The following is a 22,910-nucleotide window of genomic DNA, read 5'->3' on the forward strand; positions in this document are numbered from 1 at the left end:
ATTTAAGGAGATAAAAATGCAGAATAAACTCATCGATCTTCAGCACATCACAAAATCCTACGGAAGCTCAACAATACTGGACGATCTGAATCTCTATATCAGAGAGAATGAGTTTGTGACGCTCCTTGGACCCTCCGGCTGTGGTAAGACCACCACACTTAGAATAATCGGAGGGTTTGAGACACCGGATTCCGGTGCCGTTATGTTTCAGGGAAAAGATATCACATCTCTTCCTGCCAACAAGAGGGAAGTAAATACTGTATTCCAGAAGTATGCTCTTTTCCCGCATATGACCATTGCAGAAAATATTGCATTTGGTCTTAAGATCAAAAAGAAATCCCAATCGTATATAAAAGATAAGATTAAATACGCATTAAAGCTTGTAAATATGGATGGCTTCGGAGACAGAATGCCCGATTCACTATCAGGCGGACAGCAGCAGAGAATTGCAATAGCAAGGGCAATCGTTAATGAACCTAAGGTATTGCTTCTTGACGAGCCCTTAGGAGCCCTTGACCTCAAGCTTCGTCAGGACATGCAGTACGAGCTTATAAGACTTAAAAATGAGCTTGGCATCACCTTTGTGTATGTAACCCATGATCAGGAAGAAGCTCTTACTATGTCTGACACAATAGTTGTTATGAATCAGGGATACATTCAGCAGATCGGAACGCCCACCGACATCTATAACGAGCCGCAAAATACCTTTGTTGCAGACTTTATAGGAGATTCAAATATCCTCTCCGGAATCATGATTAAGGATAAGCTTGTTGAGATTCTTGGGGCAAGGTTTGACTGCGTAGATACCGGGTTTGGTGAAAATAACCCTGTGGACGTTGTTATAAGACCTGAGGATATTGATCTTACAGAGCCTGAAAAGGGAACCATCGAGGGCATTGTAACTGACGTTATCTTTAAGGGGGTCCACTATGAAATGTGCGTAATGGCAAGGGGCTTTGAGTTCGTGGTCCATTCCACAGATTGCGTTCCTGTGGATTCAAGAGTAGGAATCCATGTGGATCCCTTTGATATTCAGATAATGCACAAGGCTGAGTATGATGATGAGAAAGCGGTGGAAATAGATGAGTGATAAACGTGTAAGATTCCTGGCTTCTCCCTATATTATCTGGAGCGCAGGCTTTATAATCATTCCTTTGTGTCTTGTAATTTACTATGCTTTTACAGACGCATCCGGGGCATTTTCCTTTGATAATGTGGCGGATATTATTTCCTATGTAAACATCAAGGCACTGATGCTATCAATGGCATTTTCATTTGGGGCTACCCTTATCTGCCTTATAATCGCATATCCGCTGGCACTGATACTTTCAACGGTTGTAAGCAGTAACTCATCGATACTGTCACTTTTATTTATACTTCCCATGTGGATGAATTCCCTGCTCAGAACCTATGCATGGCAAAATATCCTTGAAAGAAAAGGCGTGATTAACGGCATCCTTTCAGCTCTTAGTCTTCCGCCTCTTTATATAATCAATAAGCCGCCGGCAATACTTCTTGGTATGGTCTATGATTTTTTGCCTTTCATGATCCTGCCTGTCTATAATTCCGTTTCAAGAATAGACAAGGATCTTATTAATGCTGCAAAGGACCTTGGCGCAGGCTACAGAGAGATCTTTTTAAGAGTTGTATGGCCCCTAAGCCTTCCCGGCGTCATCTCTGGTATCACCATGGTCTTCGTGCCAAGTCTTACCACCTTCGTAATTTCAGATATTTTGGGCGGAGGAAAAATACTACTTATCGGTAATGTAATTGAGCAGCTCTTTACGCAGGATTCCGACTGGAACGCCGGAGCCGGGCTTTCTGTGGTGCTGATGGTATTTATTGTTATCAGTATGCTCATCACATCCAAATATGACAGGGAGGATATCAGATGAAAAAGACACTTGGACATATATATCTGACTCTGGTTCTGATATTCATGTACGCGCCTATCGCAACCCTTATGATCCTGTCCTTCAACTCCAGTAAATCCCGCTCCCATTTTGGCGGCTTTACCCTGGATTGGTACATAGGGCTTCTTGAAAATGAAGAAGTAATGAAGGCCTTTCAGACTACCATAATACTTGCCTTCCTTTCAGCTTTTATCGCTACGGTTCTTGGAACGGCTGCATGTACAGGCATGCTTTTTATGAAAAAAAGAAGCAGAAGCATCATCATGGGCGTAACCAACATTCCGATGCTTAATGCGGATATCGTTACCGGCGTAAGCCTTATGCTTCTGTTCATTGCAGCAAGAGCTACAATGGGCTTTACAACTGTGCTTTTGGCACATATCACTTTCAATATTCCATACGTAATTTTGTCCGTTATGCCCCGCTACAGAGAGCTTAAGATAAGCACCTACGAGGCAGCCCTGGATCTTGGAGCAACACCTTTGTATGCATTTTTCAAGGTGGTACTTCCTGATCTTATGGGAGCAATCCTTTCAGGCTTTATTATGAGCTTTACCATGTCCCTTGATGATTTCATCATTACCCATTTCACCCAGGGACCTGGATTTGATACACTCTCAACCAAGATATATTCAGAAGTAAAAAAGGGAATCAACCCTGAAGTATATGCGCTTTCAACCATCATGTTCCTAACGATCCTTATTCTCCTGTTCCTGGTAAACTACAGGCCTTGGACAAAACGTCCAGAGGGAGAAATCCGCATAAGAACCAGAAAAGAAGTGGTTGTAAGTTCCGGAAACGGAGGCACTATATGAGAAAACGTTTATTACTAGCATGCCTCTTTTTAATGGTGACAGGGCTTTCCGGATGCGCCAAAAGCGAATCATCAGAAAATAAAAATGATAATGTGGTATATGTTTACAACTGGGGTGAATATATTGATCCCGAGATTCTCACCATGTTTAAGGAAGAGACCGGCATAGAAGTCGTCTATGATGAATATGAGACCAATGAGATAATGTATCCCAAGATTAAGGCAGGCGCTGTGAAGTACGATCTGGTCTGTCCATCGGATTACATGATAAAAAAGATGATCGACAACGATCTTCTTGAGGAAATCAACTTCGACAATGTTCCGAACTATGTAAATATCGGTGATGACTACTGGGCTCAGGCTGTCAGCTACGACCCGGAAAACCGCTATTCTGTGCCCTATGTATGGGGAACCGTGGGCATTCTTTACAACAAGACCATGGTAAAAGAGAAGGTTGATTCCTGGTCCATACTCTGGGATCCAAAATACAAGGACGAGATTTTGATGCAGGATTCTGTAAGAGATGCCTTCATGGTGGCAGAGAAATACCTTGGCTATTCCATGAACACCACTGACGAAGACGAGCTTCAGGAATCCAAAAAGCTTTTGCAGCAGCAAAAATCCTTAGTTCAGGCCTATGTCATCGACCAGGTCCGCGACAAGATGATAGGAAATGAAGCAGCCATTGGAGTAATCTATTCAGGTGAAGCGATATTTACCCAGCGCGAAAATCCCGATCTTGACTATGTGATTCCCAAGGAAGGAACAGCCCTCTGGATGGACTCCTGGGTAATTCCAAAAGGCGCAAGGCATAAGGAAAATGCGGAAAAGTTCATAAATTATCTCTGTCGTCCCGATATAGCCTGTCTGAATTTTGAGTATATCACTTACTCAACGCCCAATATTCCGGCAAGAGACCTGATAGAGGATGAAGATATCCGTCATTCACCCATAGCATTCCCTGATCTTTCCAAGTACAATCTGGAGGTTCAGGTAAGCCTTGGGGAAGAAGCCGACCGCCACTTAAGCGATCTGTGGAGAGAAGTAAAGTCCTACTAAATATAAAGATATCAACCGGGCCGGTCTATATTTTAAGTAGACAGGCCTATTATTTTACAATTCAAACAAAAATCTTGTTGAAATAAATGAAACCATTTGTTTTTGAACAGAAATGACAACAAAAATGTCGTAAATTACATTTTTCTATACAAATTGCCCATAAAACCTATTCCACCCAAAAGCTTTTGATGATAACATGAAGAAACCTTGAAGGAGAAATGACACGGGGAGTCATCCTGATAGGTGATTTGGGGAAACTCTTTTAGAAATGATAAAAGGGTCAGCAAAAACTTTTGGGAGGAATGGGGTTACTATTGGGCAAGTGTTATTCTGACATTTCAATCAATTAAGTCGTATCACGGCTTATATCCCATTTTTAAAATCACAGAGAAAATTTGAACCGTGTAGAGACGTTTATAACGGTTTATTAAAGTGCGGAAAAAATAGGGATTTTTCGCAAAAATACATTATGTTTCCTATCTGCAGGGTAAGGCAAATTAAAGGAAAGGAGGGTTATTTAGGGGTTAGGCCTTATCGCAGCGGAATATAAAGGTTAGTTAGTTATTAGAGGAGGAATTTTCATAATGAGAAAGAAATTGGTTTCCATACTAATGGCTTCTGCAATGACCATTTCGCTCATGGCTTGTGGCGGCGGATCCGCTCCGGCTACAGGAACAGATGAGAGTGCAGGAACAACTGCAGAGAGCACCGAGACAGCAGGGGATACCACAGAAGCTGCTGAAACTACACAGGAAACAACGGAAGCTACAGCTTCATCAGACACTGCAAGCGGTGAGATGACAGAAGTCGGAACACCCAGAAACGAGACACTTATTGTTGAGACACAGACACCTACTGACGTACCGGGACAGTTCAATACTTACATGCAGGGCACCACAACCGGATTTGGTATCCACCAGCTTATGTCAGCAATGATGTGGGAGATGGACACAGCAAAAGGTGAGCAGTTTGGTGAAGTAGCAGATGGAATGCCGGAGTCCAACGCGGATTTTACGGAGCACACTGTCAAGATCAGACAGGGCATCAAGTGGTCAGATGGCGAAGATCTGACCGCAGACGATGTGGCATTCACATTCAACATGATCATGAACACTCCTAACATCGGAGCAAGTGATTACTACAATTCAATATTTGAGTCAGTAGAAGCTACTGATGATTACACAGTTCTTATTAAGACAAAGGAATCATTCCCTCGTCTTGCAATGAAGATGGGTGTTACCATCTGGGGTAACGATCTTCGAATCGTTCCTGAGCACATCTACTCAAAAGTAGACGATCCTTCAACATTTAAGGATGAGAATCCTGTAGTTGCAGGTCCTTACACAGTTAAGAGCTTCGATCCTCTTGGAAAGTGGGTTCTTTATGAGCGCCGTGAGGATTGGCAGAACACAACTGTTGGTGTTGTAACAGGAAAACAGTGCCCTGAGAAATATGTATGGTTCCGTTATCTTGGCGATGACACAACAAGACAGATGGCAATGATCCAGAACGAAGTTGACATCCTCTGCGAAGTTACACCTGAGATTCTTACAGCTATGATGTCATCCAACGACAAGATTTCCGCATGGTATAACGAATTCCCTTATGCTACATCTGATGATCCCTGCTCAAAGGGACTTGCTTTCTCAGAAGGCCAGGGAGCTCCTTATGACAATCCTGATTTCAGATGGGGTATTGCACTTGCCATGAACTTCGATGAGATTTCAATGAACATCTTCGATGGTGCAGGAAGGTCATCACCGTTCGGTATCCTTTGCAACACATCTGCATTCCAGGAACTCTATGCAAAGCCCATGCTCGACTGGTTTGAAAACTTCGAACTTGATCTTGGCGATGGCACAACATTTAAGCCCTGGGATTCAGAGTACAAGAACCGTATGGCTGAAAAACTTGGTATCACAGGCGACGATGCATATCTTGAAGACATGTTTGGTGTAGGATGCCTTAAGTATAACCCTGAAGCAGCTGAGAAGCTTCTCATCAAGGCTGGCCTTGAGAAGAAGGATGACGGCTGGTACTTTGGTGGCGAACCCTTCACAATCAACCTTACATACCTTGCAGACACAGAAGCTCAGGCAGGGCGTGGCGTTCAGGCTGCTTATGACCAGCTCACAAAGTTCGGTCTTAACTGCAACATTTCCTCAGAGTCATCTGCAACATGGGATGCTAACGGTGGTACAGGTAACTATGAAATCGCCGGCTACTGGCCTACAGGTTTCATAACCAAGGACATCTATTCACAGATCAACGGCTATGACGCAGATCTTATCGTTCCTCTTGGAGAGATCGGATCAGGTCAGGGCGTTAGATGGAACAACAAGGAAGCTACAGACATAATTCATCAGCTTGCTAAGGTTTCTCCTGATTCTGATGAAGCGTATGAGCTCGCTCAGGAATTCATCAAGATTCAGTTTACAGAAATGCCTTTCCTTGCATTCCATTCAGGTGTTAAGTTCGTTCCTACAAACAGCACATACTGGGGCAACTATCCTAATGCTGATAACGCATACAATGGTCCCTGGTGGTGGTGGAGCTGCTTCAAGTACATCATGACAGAGTTCACAACAAACTAATAAGAAGCACATAAACATGCGGAGGGAGATGTGCAGGCGCATCTCCCTTCCATTCTTGAATAACAGATTCGGGAATGCGAAAATTTTGCAGAAAAAGGTTGGTGGTTTCGTGAAATTCAGAACATATTTCTTAAAACGTCTTGGGACGTGGGCGCTGACCATCTGGATAGGCGTCACCTTCATATTTTTTGTACCACGAATGTTTCCTTCAGACCCGGTAGAATCCATGATAGGACAAATCTCAGCAAGGTCAGGCTCCATGGACCCGGTTCAGATGGATGCACTTAGAAGATCCCTAAGAGTTCAGTTCGGACTTGAAGGATCGCTTATGGAACAGTATACGACATTCCTGTGGAAGGGACTTTTGCATTTTGACTTTGGCCCCTCACTTATGAGTTATCCGGAGCCCGCAGGAAAAATCATATCAACATATCTGCCATACACCGTAGGATTATCCATGATATCTACGCTTCTTGCATGGATCATAGGTAACCTCATAGGTCTTCTGGCAGGTTTTAGAAAAAATAAAAGATCATCAAAGATTCTGGAAGGCATCGCCATTTGCCTTTACCCGATTCCTTACTTCATCGTGGCACTTGTCTTGCAGATTTTCTTTGCCTATATTTTGGGATGGTTCCCGCTTACAACAACCATTAACAGCTTCCAGGGATTTGGAGTATTCATGGCTTCTCTCATTAAGTCATCAATACTTCCGGCACTTTCACTTCTCCTTGTTGGAACAGGCTGGTGGATCATTTCCATGAAATCTCTTGCGGCTACCACCTCGGAGGAGGACTACGTTCTCTATGCCAGATACCGCGGACTTTCCGAGGGAGTTATCGGAACAAAATACGTTCTTAAAAACTCAATCCTCACCCAGGTTACAGCTCTTGCAATGAGCCTTGGCGGAGTGTTTGGCGGTTCTATCATGACAGAGATTATTTTCGGATATCCCGGTGTAGGAACCCTTATTCAGAAAGCAATCTTGCAGTCGGATTACAACATGATCCTTGGTTGTATTACGATTTCAATTGTAGCTATATCAACGGCAACACTGATCGTCGATCTGGTTTATCCCTTCATCGACCCTCGTATCAGATATTCATAAAGGGAGGGGCGAAGAATGAAAAAGTTTTGGGAAAATGCAAATTTCGCCCTCAGATCAGGGCTAATCATTACGGCGATCTTTTTTGTAATAGGATTCGTTGTGTACCTCATACCACATGCGGATCCTTTTAACTTCAACACCTACCAGCCAAAGCTTGGAGCATCGGGTGAGCATCTTCTTGGAACCACATCCATGGGACAGGATGTACTCTGGCTCCTGATTGAGGCTATTCACAATTCACTGGTAATCGGACTTATCGTTGCCACCATCGGCACGGTAGTAGGAGTCTTTGTGGGACTCTTGTCCGGATTTGCAGGAGGAGCGCTTGACCGCGTTCTTATGGTAGTGACAGATACCTTCGTTGTTATCCCCTCACTTCCTATCCTGATCCTTATGACATCACTTATGAAAGGCACATCAACGGTAATTCTTATAGCCCTGGTGCTTGCCATGTTCGCCTGGGCATGGCCCAGCAGACAGATAAGATCCATGGCGCTTACCCTGAAGGAACGCGATTTCATTCAGACAGCAAAGTTTTCAGGTGAGGGAACAGTGCAGATCGTAGTCACAGAGATTTTGCCCTTTGCGCTTACATGGTCACTGTCAAACTTCATGAACGCAACACTTAACGCCATTGCCTCGGAGTCTTCTCTTGCAGTACTTGGACTTTCACCGGCTAATCTTATTTCACTTGGAAACATGATCCAGTGGGCAAGAGAGAGAAACGCTATTTTCAACAGGCAGTGGCTTTGGATCGGATCACCGATTGTTGCGACCATAGTGATGTTCATCGGACTTTTCCTGCTGATCACTGGATATAACGATTATCTTGCAATGAAGAGAGGCAGGTGATGGAAAATGATTAAAGTAGAAAATCTGTCTACCTCGTACAAGACAATCGACGGAGACATACACGTATTAAACGACCTTAATTTTACGATCAATGACAATGAAATATTTGGAATCGCAGGAGAGTCAGGCTGCGGAAAAACAACACTACTTAAGACTCTCTACGATATCATCGAGTGGCCCCTTGAAATAGATAAGGGACAGATTACTCTTTCAGGACAAAAGGATGGAAAAGACTTTTCTTTTTCATCGGGAGAAATCAGGAAAACCTGGTGGAATAACATAGCTTACGTTCCACAGGCTGCGCAGTCTGTACTTGATCCTATAACCAGACTGAAAAAACAGTTCCTTGATTCAATTCCTGCAGAGGATAGGAAAAAAGAGACAAAAGAAGAAACGCTTCAGCGAGTAGCTGATTATCTGGAGGAGCTTAGCCTTTCTCCTGATATTCTTGAAGCTTTCCCTTTTCAGCTCTCAGGTGGTATGAGGCAGCGTGTCATCATCGCCCTTGCAACCTTCATGTCACCCAGCGTTGTTCTTGCTGATGAGCCTACCACAGCTCTTGACGTTGTGGTTCAAAGAGGCATTTTGATGATGCTGACAAAGCTTCAGAAGCAGCTTAAGAACACCATGGTTATCGTAAGTCACGACATGGGTGTTCATTATCAGATAACAGACAGAATGGGAATCATGTACTCGGGAAGCATGATAGAGCTCGGACCCACAGAAGGTATCTTCGAGGATCCCATTCACACCTACACCACAATGCTTGTAAACGCACTTCCCAAGGTGGGAGATAAGAGCGCTAAAGTAGGAATTCCCGGACGTCCCCCGGCACTTAAGAATCCGCCGCCGGGATGCAGATTTGCTCCACGCTGCCCTTATGCTACAGATAAATGCAGGAGCGCCGTTCCGGAGTTTAGAGAGATCAAGCCCGGAAGATTTGCGGCATGTCACCTGCTAAAAGAGGGAGGTGGAATGATAAATGGCTGATAAATATTTATTGGAAGTAAAGGGTGTAACCAAGAATTTCAGAATAGGTGGAATGCTAAGAGGTAAGAAAATGACTGCGGTTGACCAGGTATCCCTCTCAATCGATGCAGATAAGCCTGTCATTCTCTCAGTAGTTGGCGAGTCCGGCTGCGGCAAGTCCACACTTTGCAAGATGATATTAAGACTTCATACCCCGGATGGCGGTGACATTATTCTGAACGGTAAATCCTACAGTGACACAAAGGGCTACGATGCACAGCAGTTTAAGCTGGATGTACAGCCAATTTTCCAGAATCCCTACGAGTCATTTTCTCCCAGAAAAGCAGTAGATACATATCTGTATAACACTGCCCTCAAGCTGGGAATTGCAAAGAATCAGAAGGAAGCGGAGGAAAGAGCTGACGAAGCACTTAAGAGCGTAGGTATGTCCCTGGCTGTTGTAAAGGGAAAATACACCGCGCAGTTTTCCGGAGGTGAGCTTCAGAGAGTTTCAATCGCAAGAGCACTTATTACAAGGCCAAAGCTAATTATCGCGGATGAACCCGTAGCAGCTATCGATGCATCCATGAAGATGAACATCGTAAATCTCTTTAAGGAGCTGAAGGACAAATATGGAATTTCCTTTATCTATATCACCCATGATCTTTCAACTGCTTATTATGTTTCGGACTACATCGCAACTCTTTACCGCGGCGGCCTCATTGAATATGGCCCTGCCAAGGAGCTTATGGATGCACCGGGACATCCTTATACACAGCTTTTGATGGAGGCTGTTCCAAGGGTTGGTGATAAGTGGAATCAGGAATTCGTGATGCCCGATATGGAGAGCAAGGAATATGCCCTTACCTGCTGTAAGTTCGCACCCAGATGTCCCTATGCAACGGATGTATGCAGACAGGGAAAACCAGACAAAACAGATCTTGGCGGTGGCAGAAGCGTTTACTGCTTCCATCCGCTTCAAAGCGCAAATGCTTAAATTTTTACTTATGAAAGGAGCAGACCAAAATGGCTGCAACATGGCTTAAAGACACAATTTTTTATGAGATTTATCCTCAGTCTTTTTATGATACAAACGGGGATGGAATCGGAGATTTCAACGGAATAATTGAAAAACTTGATTACATTAAAGACCTTGGATGTAATGCTCTTTGGATCAATCCCTGCTTTGATTCACCCTTTAAAGATGCAGGCTATGATGTAAGAGATTACAAAAAGGTAGCGCCCAGATATGGCAATAACAACGACCTTTACAGACTTTTCGGAGAGGCTCACAAGAGAGGGATCAAGGTACTTCTTGATCTTGTTCCCGGCCACACATCAGAAGAGCATGAGTGGTTTAAGATGAGTCAGAAGGCTGAAGAGAACGAATATACAAATCGTTTTATCTGGACAGATTTTTGCTTCGAGCCCGCAAAAGGCCTTAACTATGTAGGCGGAGAGAGCGAGAGAAGCGCAACCTATGCCCTTAACTTTTTCAAGTGCCAGCCTGCGCTGAACTACGGATTTTTAAATCCCACAGAGCCCTGGCAGCTCCCCATCGATCACCCGGATGTTATTGCTACAAGGGAAGCACTTAAGGACATCATGAGATTCTGGCTTCAGCACGGATGCGATGGCTTCCGCGTAGATATGGCAGCATCTCTTGTAAAAAATGATGATGAGAAAAAGACAGGAACAAGCGCTGTATGGCTTGATGTACGTAAGATGCTTGATGAGGAATTCCCTGAAGCTGCAATGGTAGCTGAGTGGAGCAATCCGCCACTTGCTTTAAGAGCCGGCTATGACATGGATTTTTATCTGAATCACCCCGGCAATGGCTATTCAACACTTATGCGCGACTATTTCGTGAATGATAAGACCAAAGAAGATCATTCCTATTTCAAAAAAGATGGTGACGGGGACATTAATCGTTTCCTTGATGAATATTTAACCTGGTACGAGGATACGAAGGGAGTAGGCTACATCTCCATGCTCACCTGCAATCACGACACCAACCGTCCGAGATTCACGTTAGACCCCGAAGAGTTGAAGCTTGCTTACGCGTTCCTGTTCACCATGCCAGGTGTGCCTTTCCTCTATTATGGAGATGAGATCGGCATGCGTTATCTGGAGCTTCCTACCAAGGAAGGCGGTTATTACCGGACCGGATCCAGAACACCTATGCAGTGGAACAAAGGCAAAAATCTTGGTTTCTCAGAAGGCTGCGAAGACTCCCTTTATCTTCCGGTTGACGGAGAAGCCGATGCACCTACCGTTGAAGATCAGGAGAAGGATCCTGACTCCCTCCTAAATGTTGTCAAAGGTCTTCTCGCTCTTCGCCACCGCGAAGAGGATCTTCAGGCAGATGCAGAATTCAAGGTTCTCGTGGCAGAGAAAGGAAAGCCTTTCATTTACAAGCGCGGCGACCTTACAATTGCAATTAACCCCTCCGATAAGGAGTGCTCTGCAGCCCTTTCCGTACAGGGCGAAGTACTTTATAGCCTTGGTAGCGCAAACCTTGGAAGCGAGATAACTCTCGCACCTCAGTCCTTCGTCGTTGTACGTTGAAAAACCTTTTTACCTTTCCTTGTATGCCCCGACGCCAAAAAGCATCGGGGCAGCACTTTTATAACATCCATAACATTGAAACAAACGGATTTTAATTTTATAATCTATGATATATTGTATCTAAAGGGTGTCTGAATACCCGGAATGTTTGGGGGAAATCATTTTGGAGAAAAATCATAAGCTATCTGTACCTGTCAAAACTGCAGTGGTGGCAATTCTTACAGCTTTATGCTGCGTACTGCTTCTTGTAATTACCGCATGTATTCCAACCGGCATGATTCAGAAACAATCTGAGGCAAGTGCCGAGTATTTTTCTCAGCGTGAGCCCTTTGCGGTGCTTATCGGTGATTATATCAATTCCATTCAGGATAACTATTCGGACACTGTTATTTGTGACATCATTTATTGTATTGATACCAAGACTCCTTTTAAGTCAGTTATCAGCGCAAAATATACTCAGTCTACCCATGAGCAGGCCTATGATGGGTATCTTGCAGCTGTAAGGGGAGAGGAAGAAATCAACAACGAGTACGGGCGCTACTGGCACGGCACTATGGTACTGCTTCGTCCTCTTCTTGTTTGTGCGCCTGTTCAGGTGATTCGCGTGATCTTTGGCGTGTTGATCACTATTCTTCAGATAGCTGTGATTTGTATTTTGGTAAAAAGAAAACATATCGCCTTTTCAGTGATCTATGGCATCTCGATTTTGCTGGTGGAGCCATGGATGTTCTTTACTTCCTTTGAATATTCCACTGCTTTTCTTGTGGCATCCGCAGCGGCCCTTATCATCCTTCTTCTTAAGGGTAGAGAGTCGGATGATGTAACCATGCCGTTTTTTGCGGCCGTTGGAGTGGTGATATTTTTCATGGACTTTCTAACAACTGAAAATCTCACCTTCACACTGCCTATGATGCTGCTTCTTTTGGATAGGCATCCATCTTATTCCGGAAAAGAGGGCTTTATTTCAATTCTGAAAAACGGAATATGCTGGGCTCTTGGCTATGCCGGAATGTTTTTCCTTAAGGTGATTTTGCTCCTTATTGTGGCTGGAAAAGAAGTTGTAGCCTCATCTGTGGAGGAAGGCTTTTTCAGAATAGGAGGCGAAGTGCGACTTGGAAACAGTAACCTCAATCCTGCCGCAGATCCCTGGACCAGATATTCAGGTGCTATCTGGCATAACCTCTCATCACTTTACCCTGAGACTTTGGGCGAGCTTACACCTGCGTTTCCTGTTATCACTACGGGGATTATACTGGCGGTGGGCTTTAGCCTTGTGTATCTGCTTCGTGACAAGATTGACTGGAATCTGTTTATCCCCCTTGGAATTGTTGCACTCATACCGTATGCCAGATTCCTTGCGCTCTCCAACCATTCCTATGTGCATTTCTTCATTACATATAGGGCACAGCTTGTGACAATTGCGATATTTCTCTATTTTGTATATGAGAATGGCATAAGTCAGCTAATTGGAGGAAGGAAAAAGTAAAGTGTTTTAAAGAGCCGGAAGAGTTATAGTTTCTGGCATTCAAGACTATTTCATATATTAGCGCAGAAAAGTTCACGAAAGTTTCCTTATGTCAAGTACCAATTTTGAATCAATTCGTTCATAATTCGTAATTCAGCAGACAATGATTGTGTTTATAATACAGTTGTCTGCTTTTTTATTTTTTCTAAAATTATTTATCAACGCTATATACCTCATGGGTAAACAGAAGAGGGGTGAGGTAACAGAAAACTAAATATGTGAAGTAACTATAAGTGTCTTGATTTTTATGGAGGGAGAAAAAATGGAGAGAAAAGATGCTTTAACAAAGTTTCGAGGAAGAATTAAAGGTCTGGCTGCAATTGGACTTGCTGTAGCTATGGCCTTTGGAATGATGCCGTCAATGCAGGCAAAGGCAGCGGAAGATAATTATGTAAGATATATGTTTGTTCGCTCAGGAGATGATGCAAGACTTTATGGCGATCACGTTGGCAGTGGCGATGTATATGATTGCTATCATCCGAACGATTTTAGTGGTAATAAGATAATTGATGAAAACCTAAATCCAACATCCGGATACTCGAAATGGATCATTCCACAAGGTGGCAAGGATGAATTGGAACAGACCATAACAGTGAAGGAAGTGGATAAAGATGACCACGTTCCATTATTGTTTGGCTATGTTGGCAAGACCGGAAATTTCACGACTTATCAAGATGGGAATAAAGTGTATGAATTTGAAGCCGACTACACTATGGATACAAGCGGTAGTATGTGGGGATTATACTTTAATGCTGGAGAGAGCGATGTTACGTTGATCACTGAAACCGATCATTGGATTTTGGATGTTGTAACAGTTAGCTACGTAAAATCTATAGCCTTAGACAAAACAGAACTTAACTTCAAGCAGGGTGATGCAGGACAAAAGCTTACACTTTCACCCAGACTCAATCCGGCCAGATTTAACTGGACATCCAGCAATGAGGCTGTAGCAAAAGTTGATGGCGAAGGAACCGTTTCCCCTGTAAAGGGTGGCACTGCAACAATTACAGCTACCATGAAGACAAATTCTTCTATCAGTGCAACCTGTACAGTTAATGTTGAAGGTAAAGAAGAGACACAGGAAGAAGCAAAAGCTACTGAGACTCAACAGGCTCTTCAGGGTGAAGAAGCTACTGTTGACCGTTCTGCGGATACCATGGAAACAGGTCTTAAGATTACCCAGAATAAGAAAGGTCTTAAGGTTAAGTGGGACGCTGAAGCTGATGCTGCTAAATATGAAGTATATGCAGCATACCTTGGAAAGAAGAACCCGGATAAGATTGAGACAACCTCTAATTCTGCACAAATCAAGACTATTGGAGGCAAGGCTATCAATACCAAGAAGAATTATGAGATCTATGTGATTGCTTACGACAGCAAGGGTAACAAGATCGGCACATCCCTCAAGGCATTCGTAGCAGGAAAGGACAGCAAGAATACTAATGCCAAGAAGATCACAGCCAACAAGAAGGTATCTGTAAAGGCAGGTAAGTCATTTAAGGTTAAAGCCAATGTCAAACTTGCAGATAGTAAAAAGAAAGCTCTTGCAAAGAAGTATGCACCAGATGTTCGCTACTTATCTACAGATACCGCCGTTGCAACCGTTTCCAAGTCAGGCAAGATCAAAGGCGTGGCACCGGGAACCTGTACGGTACTTGCAATCGCAAAGAACGGCCTCGCAGCGAAAATCAAGGTTACGGTTAAGTAATAAATGTGAAAAAGAGTTATTGGAGGGAAATATGAAGATGAAAACGGAAACATTAAAACGATTTAAGGGGAGAATAAAAGGCCTGGCAGCAATGGGATTTGTTGTAGCAATGGCTTTTGGAATGATGCCATCTGTCCAGGCAAAGGCGGATTCAGAGATAGAATATCCATCATATTATTTTGTACGTGCAGGAGATAAAGGCAAACTAATAGCAGATAGACTTTGCAGTGGTTATTTTGATTACTATAGTGAAATGAGTAAACCATTTGAGGGGGATTGGTATTTTGATAAAGATTTGAATGTTGAAGATTCTATTAGAAATGATTTTATCAATGTTGCTGATCGTAGTGAAATGGAAAACACAAAAACTATAATAGTTAGCTATTATGGTGGACTTAATACTTTATCTTATGGTTATGTGGGTAAATCAGATAGCGTTGAGTGTTATATCGATGGGGTAAAACAGCCTGATATTCAAGTTTATTATTATTCGGGCTTATATGGACGTGCTTGTGAAAAAATAAAACCTTTTGAGGTTGGAGAGTATGACATCACTTTGCATACCGAGAAACCTGTATGGACTATAGAGCTTAATAATATTGCCAATGTTACTTCTGTGGCTTTTGATAAGACTGAGCTTAACCTCAAACAGGGTGATGCCGGACAGAAACTGGCAACTTCACCTGCACTTAATCCTAACAGATTTAATTGGGAATCAAGTGATTCAGGCATAGCAACAGTGGATGCCACAGGCACAGTAACACCTGTAAAGGGCGGTACTGCCACAATCACAGCTACCATGAAGACAGACCCTTCTATCAAAGCAACTTGTACAGTTAAGGTAGAAGGCAAGGAAGTCACTGAGAATCCTCAGGCAGTTCAAACGGAAGAGCCTTCAGTAGATCGTTCAGCAGATACCATGGAAACAGGTCTTAAGATCACCCAGAATAAGAAAGGTCTTAAGGTTAAGTGGGATGCAGAAGCTGGTGCAGCTAAGTATGAAGTCTATGCAGCATATCTAGGAAAGAAGAATCCGGATAAGATTGAGACAACCACAAATTCTGCTCAGATCAAGGCCATCGGTGGCAAGGCTATTGATACAAAGAAGAATTATGAGATTTATGTAGTCGCTTACGACAGTAAGGGTAATAAGATTGGTACATCTCTCAAGGCTTTCGTAGCAGGAAAAGATAGCGCAAAGTATACAAATGCCAAGAAAATCAAGGTTGCCAAGAAAGTATCTGTAAAGAAGGGTAAAACAGCTAAGGTTAAACCTACAATCACACTTGCAGATAAGAAAAAGAAGGCTCTTGCTAAGAAGTACGCAGCTGATGTTCGTTACTTCTCAACAGATACAAGTATTGCAACTGTATCTAAAGCCGGCAAGATCAAGGGCGTGGCACCAGGAACATGTACCGTTTTAGCAATCGCAAAGAACGGCCTCGCAGCGAAGATCAAGGTTACGGTTAAGTAACTTGGATGCCGGGAATACTTGATGTGTGCTTCGCACACTGATATAGCAAGAAAAAGTAGAGAATCAGTGCGTAGATAGTCCGGAAGAAGGCTCGGTAATGAGTTTTAAAGGCGTCTACGCACTGATTTTATGCAAAAATGTAGTCTTCCAGTGCGTGAATTGTCCTAAGTAGCTTTTCAAAAAGAGTTTGGATGTCACCCGAGCACTGATTTAGTAAGAAAAGTAAGAAAATCAGTGCGTGAAGGGTCCCGAGATGCTTTAAATATTGAGTTTGGGAGATTCGTGAGCACTGATTAAACTTTAAATTGGCCACTTCCAGTGCGTGAAGTCTGTTTTTATCACAAACACAACCCGCCGACCAACGGAATGGTCACTACTGACAGCAAAGTTGTAAGGGCGACGCCTCTTGAAGCGGTGTCCTCATCACCTCCGTAGCACTGGGCCAGCATGGCGGTCATGCTGCCGACTGGAGTTGCGATCATAACGAAGCATACACCAAGGAGAGTATCATCAGTTATGAACAGCTTAAGCAGTGAGATTCCGATGATGGGAATCAGTATAAGCTTGATGAATGCGAAAAACAGAAGGCGGTAATCACCAAGGAGACTTCTGATCTTCATGCCTCCAAGGGCGTAACCTATTACCATCATGCTGAGCGGAACAGTAAGACCACTGAGGGATGAAATAGCATCTGCCAGAGATTCCGGCACATGAACCCTTAGAAGATACAGAGCAATTGAGATGAAAACTGAGATAACCCCTACATTCAGGATATTTTTCCAGGAAGATGTGGCTTCAGTCTCGGTATCTGAGCTGTTTTGCATAGTCTTGATTCCATAAGTATAGAACAGCAGGTTAAAAGGAAACTGGAAAGTGGCAGCATACAAAAGCCCGATACTTCCGTAGGTTGCTGCTACAATGGGAAAGCCCATGAATCCTATATTTGAAAAAATAGTCATAACCCTGTAGGTTCCATAGTTGTTCTTTGGAAGCCTCAGAATATAAGGAATAACCACAGCGCAGAGAATAAGTCCTGCATATATTGCGATAGCGCAGATGGCGCAGGTAAGAAGCGCTTCGTTTGAAACATATTCATCTTTATTTATTCCTGCAGACAGCACAAATGCAGGACAGGCAATATTTAGAACAATAGCAGACATGCCCTTACAGACAACATCATTTATAAGTTCCTTTTTTCTGCCGATCATTCCCACCATCATCAGCAAAAACAAAATAAACATCTGCTCTAATAAAATCATGTTTCTTATTCTCCGTTCTATCAGATTATTTAAGGCTCCATAACCCGATGTAGTTTCTCTAATTCCAATAATAATAGAAATAGCAAGGTAACTTCGGAAAGTCAATGCTTATTTTTTGTCATTGAATCTTCTGTTTGTATTGGTATGGCAAAGTAGCTATAATAGTGAGCGGAACTTTGTTTAGAAATAGAAAAGGAACATAATAAGAATGGCGAATTCACCAAAGACAATTATAGTGATGCCGGTAGCGAATGAGGCGGATACCATGGCACAGGTTATTGATGAGATCATGGCGATGCCCTATGAAAACCTGTATTACTATCCGGTGATAGATGATTTCTCAAAAGATGACACTGAGAAAATTATAAGAGAAAAAGCCGAGCAGAACGATAAGATAAAGCTCATTTACTACAAGGAATCCCGAGGCGTTATCAGCTGCTACCTTGAAGGCTACAGACAGGCCCTTGAAGATGGCGCTGACAGAATAATAGAAATGGATGGCGGTCTTAGCCATGATCCTAAGCAGCTTCCCATGTTTATAGAAAAACTTGATGAAGGCTATGATTGTGTATGGGGATCCAGATTCATGAAGGGAGGCGGAGTCAGCGACCTGCCACTTTACAGAAGAATCCTTAGCGGCGGCGGAACCTTCCTGTCAAACCTTGTTCTTGGCACCAAGCTGAAGGACATGACCAGCGGATATGAGGCTTTCCAGAGAAAAGTTCTTGAAAACATCAACCTCGATCAGATAATGTCCACAGGTCATATGTATCAGACAGAGATGCGTTTCTACTGCAGAAACCTCAATACCATAGAAGTACCGATCCACTATGTGGGTTCATCCACAGGTCTTAAGGCCAGCACTGTAATGGAGGCCCTTTCGATACTCTTCAAATTAAAAGATCACGAAAAATACATTTGGAAAAACATTATATGAAAAAATTAAAATACCTGATTCTGGGAGCGGGCCCCTCGGGCCTTACTCTCGGAAGGTGCCTTGCAGATAAAGGCGAAAAAGACTTCCTTATAATAGAAAAAGAAAACGAAGCCGGAGGACTTTGCAGATCAAAGGATGTGGACGGTAAACCCCTTGATATAGGAGGCGGCCATTTCCTTGATGTGAGAAGACCCGCTGTTTGTGACTTTGTATTCAGATTTCTTCCGGAAAAAGAATGGAACAGCTTCGACAGGGATTCAAGAATCCGCATTCACGGAACAGAGATAAATCATCCCTTTGAGGCCAACATATGGCAGCTCCCCTCTGAATATCAGGACAAATATCTTGAATCAATCAAAGAGGCAGGCTGCAACACAGGAAAAGAAAAGCCTGTGAAATTCAAGGAATGGATCAGATGGAAGCTTGGCGATGAGATCGCAGAAAACTACATGCTTCCCTACAATAACAAAATGTTTGGCGGCACTCTGGACGAGCTTGGAACCTACTGGCTTGAAAAGCTTCCAAACGTAAGCTATGAGGAGACTCTGCAGTCCTGCACCATGCATAAGAGCTTTGGAACACAGCCGGGACATGCCAAATTCTACTATCCAAAAGAATACGGCTACGGCGAAGCATTCCTTAGAATCGCTGACAGCATGCCTGAAAACATAAAGTGCGGCGTATCTGTAACAGAGCTTGACCTTGCAGCAAAAACAGTTAAGTGCTCTGACGGGGAGGAATACTGCGCAGATACTATTATCACAACAATCCCCTGGAACAGCATGAAAATCAAAGGCTGCACAGAGGAATTCGAGAATGCGCTGACTGAGCTTAAACATTCATCGGTAGAGATCAGATATGTGGCAGAAGATCCGCAGTCTCCTGCACACTGGGTATATGTGCCCGATGAGAACACACCCTACCACAGGATTCTTTGCAGATGTAATTTCTGCCCTGACAGCGAAGGCTACTGGGTTGAGACCGTTGAGGGCAGAACGGGAGCCTATGAAAACAGCGACTGGAAGGACAACTATGCATATATGAACGAGTATGCATATCCTTTAAACACAGTAAATAAGCCTGAAAAAATAAATCTCATCATGACAGAAGCAAGAGAAAAGGGCATCATTCCCCTTGGACGCTGGGGTGAGCACGAGCACTATAATTCAGACGTTGTTATGGAGAGAGCCATGAACCTGGCGGAGACACTGTAGTTTAAATGTGGAAACACGAATCTGATTCCAAATAGGAAACACCTAAATAAAGGAATACTATGAAAACAAGATCAAAAATAGCAAAGGCACTTCTGTGTGTGCTGATAATTCTTATCACATGCGGAGTGCAGCTTGCACTTACCAAGCAGACAGGAATTCAGAATAAGTCGGAGGACATGCGCCCTCCGCTTTTTGATACTCCTTCTTATGTAGAGATAAAAAGCGGCGATACTCTGACAGCCAGCCTTAAAGCAAACAGAAGCTGCAATATCGGAAGCCTTTCCGTAGTCATGGTTAATACCGACTCAGAAGGGAAGGGGACTATAGAGTTTGTCCTTAAAAACAGTGAGGGCGCCGAAGAGTGGACCACTGTGGCTGATGAAGCTGCAATCACAGTAGGTGAGTGGTATGAGATAGGAAGCCCTGTTACCTATATAGAAGAGGGAAAAGAATACATACTTACAATCATGGCCAATGACTGTAATCCCTACTTTATCAAGACTCAGATAGATGCCACAAACAGATCCCTGCCATTTGAAGAGCAGATTTATGCGGCAAATGCTAACCCTGAAGACAGCGCAGGCACCAACCAGAGCGCCGGAAGCCTTGTACCTCTTTCCACAGGTATATCCCTTGGAACCTCGGTGGTTTCAGATAAGCCTCTGACTTATGGAGATGTGTTCTACTATTCTCATGTGATCACAATCCTCATCGGGGCAGCAGCACTTCTTCTCATAATCTTTGGATATGAAAAGTGCATCGCCGCAGTGAAAAATATTCATGCATCAGAACTGATAATGAAGACAGGAAATGACATATTCCTGGTAGTGCTTTTCATCGTGCTGTGCCTTTCAATCTATATAAACGGTTACTTAGAGGGCATCAACATAAGTGCGGACTCCGCAGGGTATCTTAGAGAAGCAGCTAATATGGCAGCAGGCTATGGCTTTAACTACGACGGCCTTGCAGGCTACAAGGGTTCCTGGTTTGCCAACTGGCCAATCCTCTATCCTGCAATGATAGCACTGATAATGAAAATAACAGGTCTTGAAGTTTACGCAGCATCCAAGATTCTCTCCATGATTCTTGTGGGAATTCTGCTCGTGATCCTTCGCATAGCCTACAAAAAAGAGGCCTGGTTCTATGCTCTTTTCATGACGAACCTTGGTCTTATGTACCTCTATTGGTACTCCTGGAGTGAACTCCCCTTTATTTTGTTCATGGTGCTGTTCGCCTTCAGCCTTGCGGATGTTGTATCTGATGGAAGCGCACCTCTTGAAACTGGCGGAGTATCTGACAAAACCAGCGGAATATCAGGCAAAACTGTTGAAGCATCCGGCAAAAGGGTCACTCTTAAAAACTACATTCTTCTTGGGGTATCAGCGTTCCTTTGTTTCTTAACAAGATACTTTGGAATGTTCACCTATTTTGTAATAGGCTTCTACATCCTGGTCCTTGCCATCATCGCCATCAGAGATGAAAAGACTATTAAGACAGTTTTTAATAAAAAGATAATCTCACTTGTGGTAACAGCAGGCGTGTCCGGAATCATGTGCGTAGCATACCTTCTTAATAACAAGCTTCAAAATGGTATGCCCTCCGGTGTCAGCAGATCCATGTGGTGGGATGACTATCAGAGCCTTACAAATGATCTGGTTAAATCCCTTTTTGCGGAAGTATTTAACCTCTTCCATTTGGAAGTGCCCCAGTATATTACGAATCTTTCTTATGGAAAAAGTGTGCTGATCCTTTTCCTTATTGGAATTATGCTTGCGATTTTCATAGCAAAGAATTGCAAACACTTCACCAGAGAATCAGTGCTTATAACCACAGCAGTTATCTATTATGTGATGTTCACGGTGATAAGATATTTTTCATCAATGGACACCTTCTACTACAGATTCTTTGCGCCTGCTACTTTCCTGTTTACTTTAGGAATCGCAGGACTTTTGATAAAATATATTAGAGATACGAAAATCTATGTGTACCTGCTTGCGGGAATGATCCTGTATCTTATGATTTTTGCAGTGGGAGATTACACGGAGCACGTGGCGAAAAACACTCTTCCTTACTACGACATCGTGAAAATGTCATGGGATGAGGATTACGCTGAGATTCCTGAAAACAGCGTTGTGATTTTCAGTACTCTGGATTACAGGTCTCTCTATTACAGAAGCGATGTGGTTGAGGGTACAATCGATCCGTCAGATACAATGGAGTCACTTCGAGGCAGATATTACGGCAGCAGTCAGATGTGTATCCTGTCATCTGATGCAGCAGCCATGAGAGAAGCAGATATATATGATGCCAGCATAAATGAAGCAATAGATGCTAATCTTGATATGAGTAAAAAGTACCTGGTGATAGGCTTCTGAGAAAAATCCTGCACTGACATGTCATTTTGATATTTTTGTGAGAAAACGTGAATTCATGAAAGGATGAGCTATGGAACTTAAAAGAATTGATACCAATTTCACAGTATGTAAAGTAGCAGATTTATCCGGTGTGAATATGGAGGATGAATTTGTTTTCGTAAGTAAAACAGATGAGGAGAGTTCCCTTGTGTGCAGCACAGACAAGACTCCCGCTAACACAACAGAGAGAAGTGATGGCTGGAAGGCTGTAAGGATTGAAGGTAAGCTTGATTTCTCACTAATAGGAATCCTTTCAAAGATATCCACAGCCCTTGCCAAGAACAATATAGGAATCTTCGCAATCTCCACCTACAACACAGACTACATCCTTGTTAAGGAGGCAGATTTTGACAACGCCCTTAAGGTTTTAGAGGAAAAAGGCTATAGAATCGTATAAGCACTAAACTCAGTTACATTTTCTCTTTATCCAAAGTGCTTCTATTCAACAAACGAAAGCTGCTCAAGCAGAGGAAATCGGAAAAAGGCTCGAAATAGAGGCGTG

16 protein-coding genes and 1 pseudogene are annotated in these 22,910 nt (G+C 43.2%); 16 read left to right on the forward strand and 1 reads right to left on the reverse strand.

Annotated elements, in window-relative coordinates; genetic code table 11:
- Positions 1–16 precede the first annotated feature (16 nt).
- The 12 genes and pseudogenes from G603_RS0115825 to G603_RS20750 all read left to right on the forward strand — a co-directional run bounded on the left by G603_RS0115825 (position 17) and on the right by G603_RS20750 (position 16,584).
- Positions 17–1,090 (forward strand): ABC transporter ATP-binding protein, encoded by a 1,074-nt coding sequence (locus G603_RS0115825; RefSeq protein ID WP_026670828.1) that lies wholly within the window; start codon positions 17–19, stop codon positions 1,088–1,090.
- A complete protein-coding gene (locus tag G603_RS0115830; RefSeq protein ID WP_026670829.1) occupies positions 1,083–1,895 on the forward strand; it encodes an ABC transporter permease in 813 nt (270 codons plus the stop codon). The genes G603_RS0115825 and G603_RS0115830 overlap by 8 nt, the downstream gene beginning before the upstream one ends.
- Positions 1,892–3,786, forward strand: a pseudogene (locus tag G603_RS23335) (extracellular solute-binding protein). The gene G603_RS0115830 and the pseudogene G603_RS23335 overlap by 4 nt, the downstream one beginning before the upstream one ends.
- A gap of 584 nt (positions 3,787–4,370) precedes the next feature.
- Positions 4,371–6,380 carry an ABC transporter substrate-binding protein gene (locus G603_RS0115845; RefSeq protein WP_026670830.1) on the forward strand — a complete coding sequence of 670 codons (2,010 nt, stop codon included), beginning with the start codon at positions 4,371–4,373 and terminating at the stop codon, positions 6,378–6,380.
- A gap of 85 nt (positions 6,381–6,465) precedes the next feature.
- A complete protein-coding gene (locus G603_RS0115850; RefSeq protein ID WP_242834899.1) occupies positions 6,466–7,488 on the forward strand; it encodes an ABC transporter permease in 1,023 nt (340 codons plus the stop codon).
- A 15-nt stretch (positions 7,489–7,503) separates the two neighbouring features.
- Entirely contained in the window at positions 7,504–8,340 is an 837-nt protein-coding gene (locus G603_RS0115855) for an ABC transporter permease (protein WP_026670831.1), read from the forward strand.
- A 6-nt stretch (positions 8,341–8,346) separates the two neighbouring features.
- Positions 8,347–9,330, forward strand: coding sequence for an ABC transporter ATP-binding protein (locus G603_RS0115860; protein ID WP_026670832.1), 984 nt, complete (start codon positions 8,347–8,349; stop codon positions 9,328–9,330).
- Entirely contained in the window at positions 9,323–10,306 is a 984-nt protein-coding gene (locus tag G603_RS0115865) for an ABC transporter ATP-binding protein (protein ID WP_026670833.1), read from the forward strand. The genes G603_RS0115860 and G603_RS0115865 overlap by 8 nt, the downstream gene beginning before the upstream one ends.
- A 29-nt stretch (positions 10,307–10,335) precedes the next feature.
- On the forward strand, positions 10,336–11,877 hold the full coding sequence (locus G603_RS0115870) for an alpha-amylase family glycosyl hydrolase (protein WP_026670834.1): 1,542 nt from the start codon (positions 10,336–10,338) through the stop codon (positions 11,875–11,877).
- 163 nt (positions 11,878–12,040) lie between these two features.
- Positions 12,041–13,363: a hypothetical protein gene (locus tag G603_RS0115875; RefSeq protein ID WP_026670835.1), complete on the forward strand. Its 1,323-nt coding sequence runs from the start codon at positions 12,041–12,043 to the stop codon at positions 13,361–13,363.
- 301 nt (positions 13,364–13,664) lie between these two features.
- Entirely contained in the window at positions 13,665–15,110 is a 1,446-nt protein-coding gene (locus G603_RS0115880; protein ID WP_026670836.1) for an Ig-like domain-containing protein, read from the forward strand.
- Positions 15,111–15,141: 31 nt separating this feature from the next.
- Positions 15,142–16,584: an Ig-like domain-containing protein gene (locus G603_RS20750; RefSeq protein ID WP_035793663.1), complete on the forward strand. Its 1,443-nt coding sequence runs from the start codon at positions 15,142–15,144 to the stop codon at positions 16,582–16,584.
- Between the two features lie 338 nt (positions 16,585–16,922).
- Here the strand turns inward: G603_RS20750 and G603_RS0115890 are convergent, their stop codons facing one another.
- A complete protein-coding gene (locus tag G603_RS0115890; protein WP_026670837.1) occupies positions 16,923–17,843 on the reverse strand; it encodes an AEC family transporter in 921 nt (306 codons plus the stop codon).
- Between the two features lie 208 nt (positions 17,844–18,051).
- On the opposite strand from G603_RS0115890, the gene G603_RS0115895 reads away from it, so the two are divergent.
- From G603_RS0115895 to G603_RS0115910, 4 genes are all read left to right on the forward strand, one after another.
- On the forward strand, positions 18,052–18,780 hold the full coding sequence (locus G603_RS0115895) for a glycosyltransferase (RefSeq protein ID WP_026670838.1): 729 nt from the start codon (positions 18,052–18,054) through the stop codon (positions 18,778–18,780).
- Positions 18,777–19,994, forward strand: coding sequence for a protoporphyrinogen/coproporphyrinogen oxidase (locus tag G603_RS0115900; RefSeq protein WP_026670839.1), 1,218 nt, complete (start codon positions 18,777–18,779; stop codon positions 19,992–19,994). Before G603_RS0115895 ends, G603_RS0115900 begins: the two co-directional genes overlap by 4 nt.
- A gap of 59 nt (positions 19,995–20,053) precedes the next feature.
- The gene (locus G603_RS0115905) at positions 20,054–22,369 is read left to right on the forward strand and encodes a hypothetical protein (RefSeq protein ID WP_026670840.1); all 2,316 of its coding nucleotides are present in this window, start codon (positions 20,054–20,056) and stop codon (positions 22,367–22,369) included.
- Between the two features lie 70 nt (positions 22,370–22,439).
- On the forward strand, positions 22,440–22,805 hold the full coding sequence (locus G603_RS0115910; RefSeq protein ID WP_026670841.1) for an ACT domain-containing protein: 366 nt from the start codon (positions 22,440–22,442) through the stop codon (positions 22,803–22,805).
- Positions 22,806–22,910 lie beyond the last annotated feature (105 nt).

Origin of the sequence: Butyrivibrio sp. AE3006 (genome assembly GCF_000424165.1) — a bacterium.
Lineage (GTDB): Bacteria > Bacillota > Clostridia > Lachnospirales > Lachnospiraceae > Butyrivibrio.

Excerpts from the sequence above, each read along its gene's own strand:
- G603_RS0115825 (WP_026670828.1), top strand. The coding sequence starts at position 17 with ATGCAGAATAAACTCATCGATCTTCAGCACATCACAAAATCCTACGGA.
- G603_RS0115830 (WP_026670829.1), top strand. The coding sequence starts at position 1,083 with ATGAGTGATAAACGTGTAAGATTCCTGGCTTCTCCCTATATTATCTGG.
- G603_RS0115845 (WP_026670830.1), top strand. The coding sequence starts at position 4,371 with ATGAGAAAGAAATTGGTTTCCATACTAATGGCTTCTGCAATGACCATT.
- G603_RS0115855 (WP_026670831.1), top strand. The coding sequence starts at position 7,504 with ATGAAAAAGTTTTGGGAAAATGCAAATTTCGCCCTCAGATCAGGGCTA.
- G603_RS0115860 (WP_026670832.1), top strand. The coding sequence starts at position 8,347 with ATGATTAAAGTAGAAAATCTGTCTACCTCGTACAAGACAATCGACGGA.
- G603_RS0115865 (WP_026670833.1), top strand. The coding sequence starts at position 9,323 with ATGGCTGATAAATATTTATTGGAAGTAAAGGGTGTAACCAAGAATTTC.
- G603_RS0115870 (WP_026670834.1), top strand. The coding sequence starts at position 10,336 with ATGGCTGCAACATGGCTTAAAGACACAATTTTTTATGAGATTTATCCT.
- G603_RS0115880 (WP_026670836.1), top strand. The coding sequence starts at position 13,665 with ATGGAGAGAAAAGATGCTTTAACAAAGTTTCGAGGAAGAATTAAAGGT.
- G603_RS20750 (WP_035793663.1), top strand. The coding sequence starts at position 15,142 with ATGAAGATGAAAACGGAAACATTAAAACGATTTAAGGGGAGAATAAAA.
- G603_RS0115890 (WP_026670837.1), bottom strand. The coding sequence starts at position 17,843 with ATGATTTTATTAGAGCAGATGTTTATTTTGTTTTTGCTGATGATGGTG.
- G603_RS0115895 (WP_026670838.1), top strand. The coding sequence starts at position 18,052 with ATGGCGAATTCACCAAAGACAATTATAGTGATGCCGGTAGCGAATGAG.
- G603_RS0115900 (WP_026670839.1), top strand. The coding sequence starts at position 18,777 with ATGAAAAAATTAAAATACCTGATTCTGGGAGCGGGCCCCTCGGGCCTT.
- G603_RS0115905 (WP_026670840.1), top strand. The coding sequence starts at position 20,054 with ATGAAAACAAGATCAAAAATAGCAAAGGCACTTCTGTGTGTGCTGATA.
- G603_RS0115910 (WP_026670841.1), top strand. The coding sequence starts at position 22,440 with ATGGAACTTAAAAGAATTGATACCAATTTCACAGTATGTAAAGTAGCA.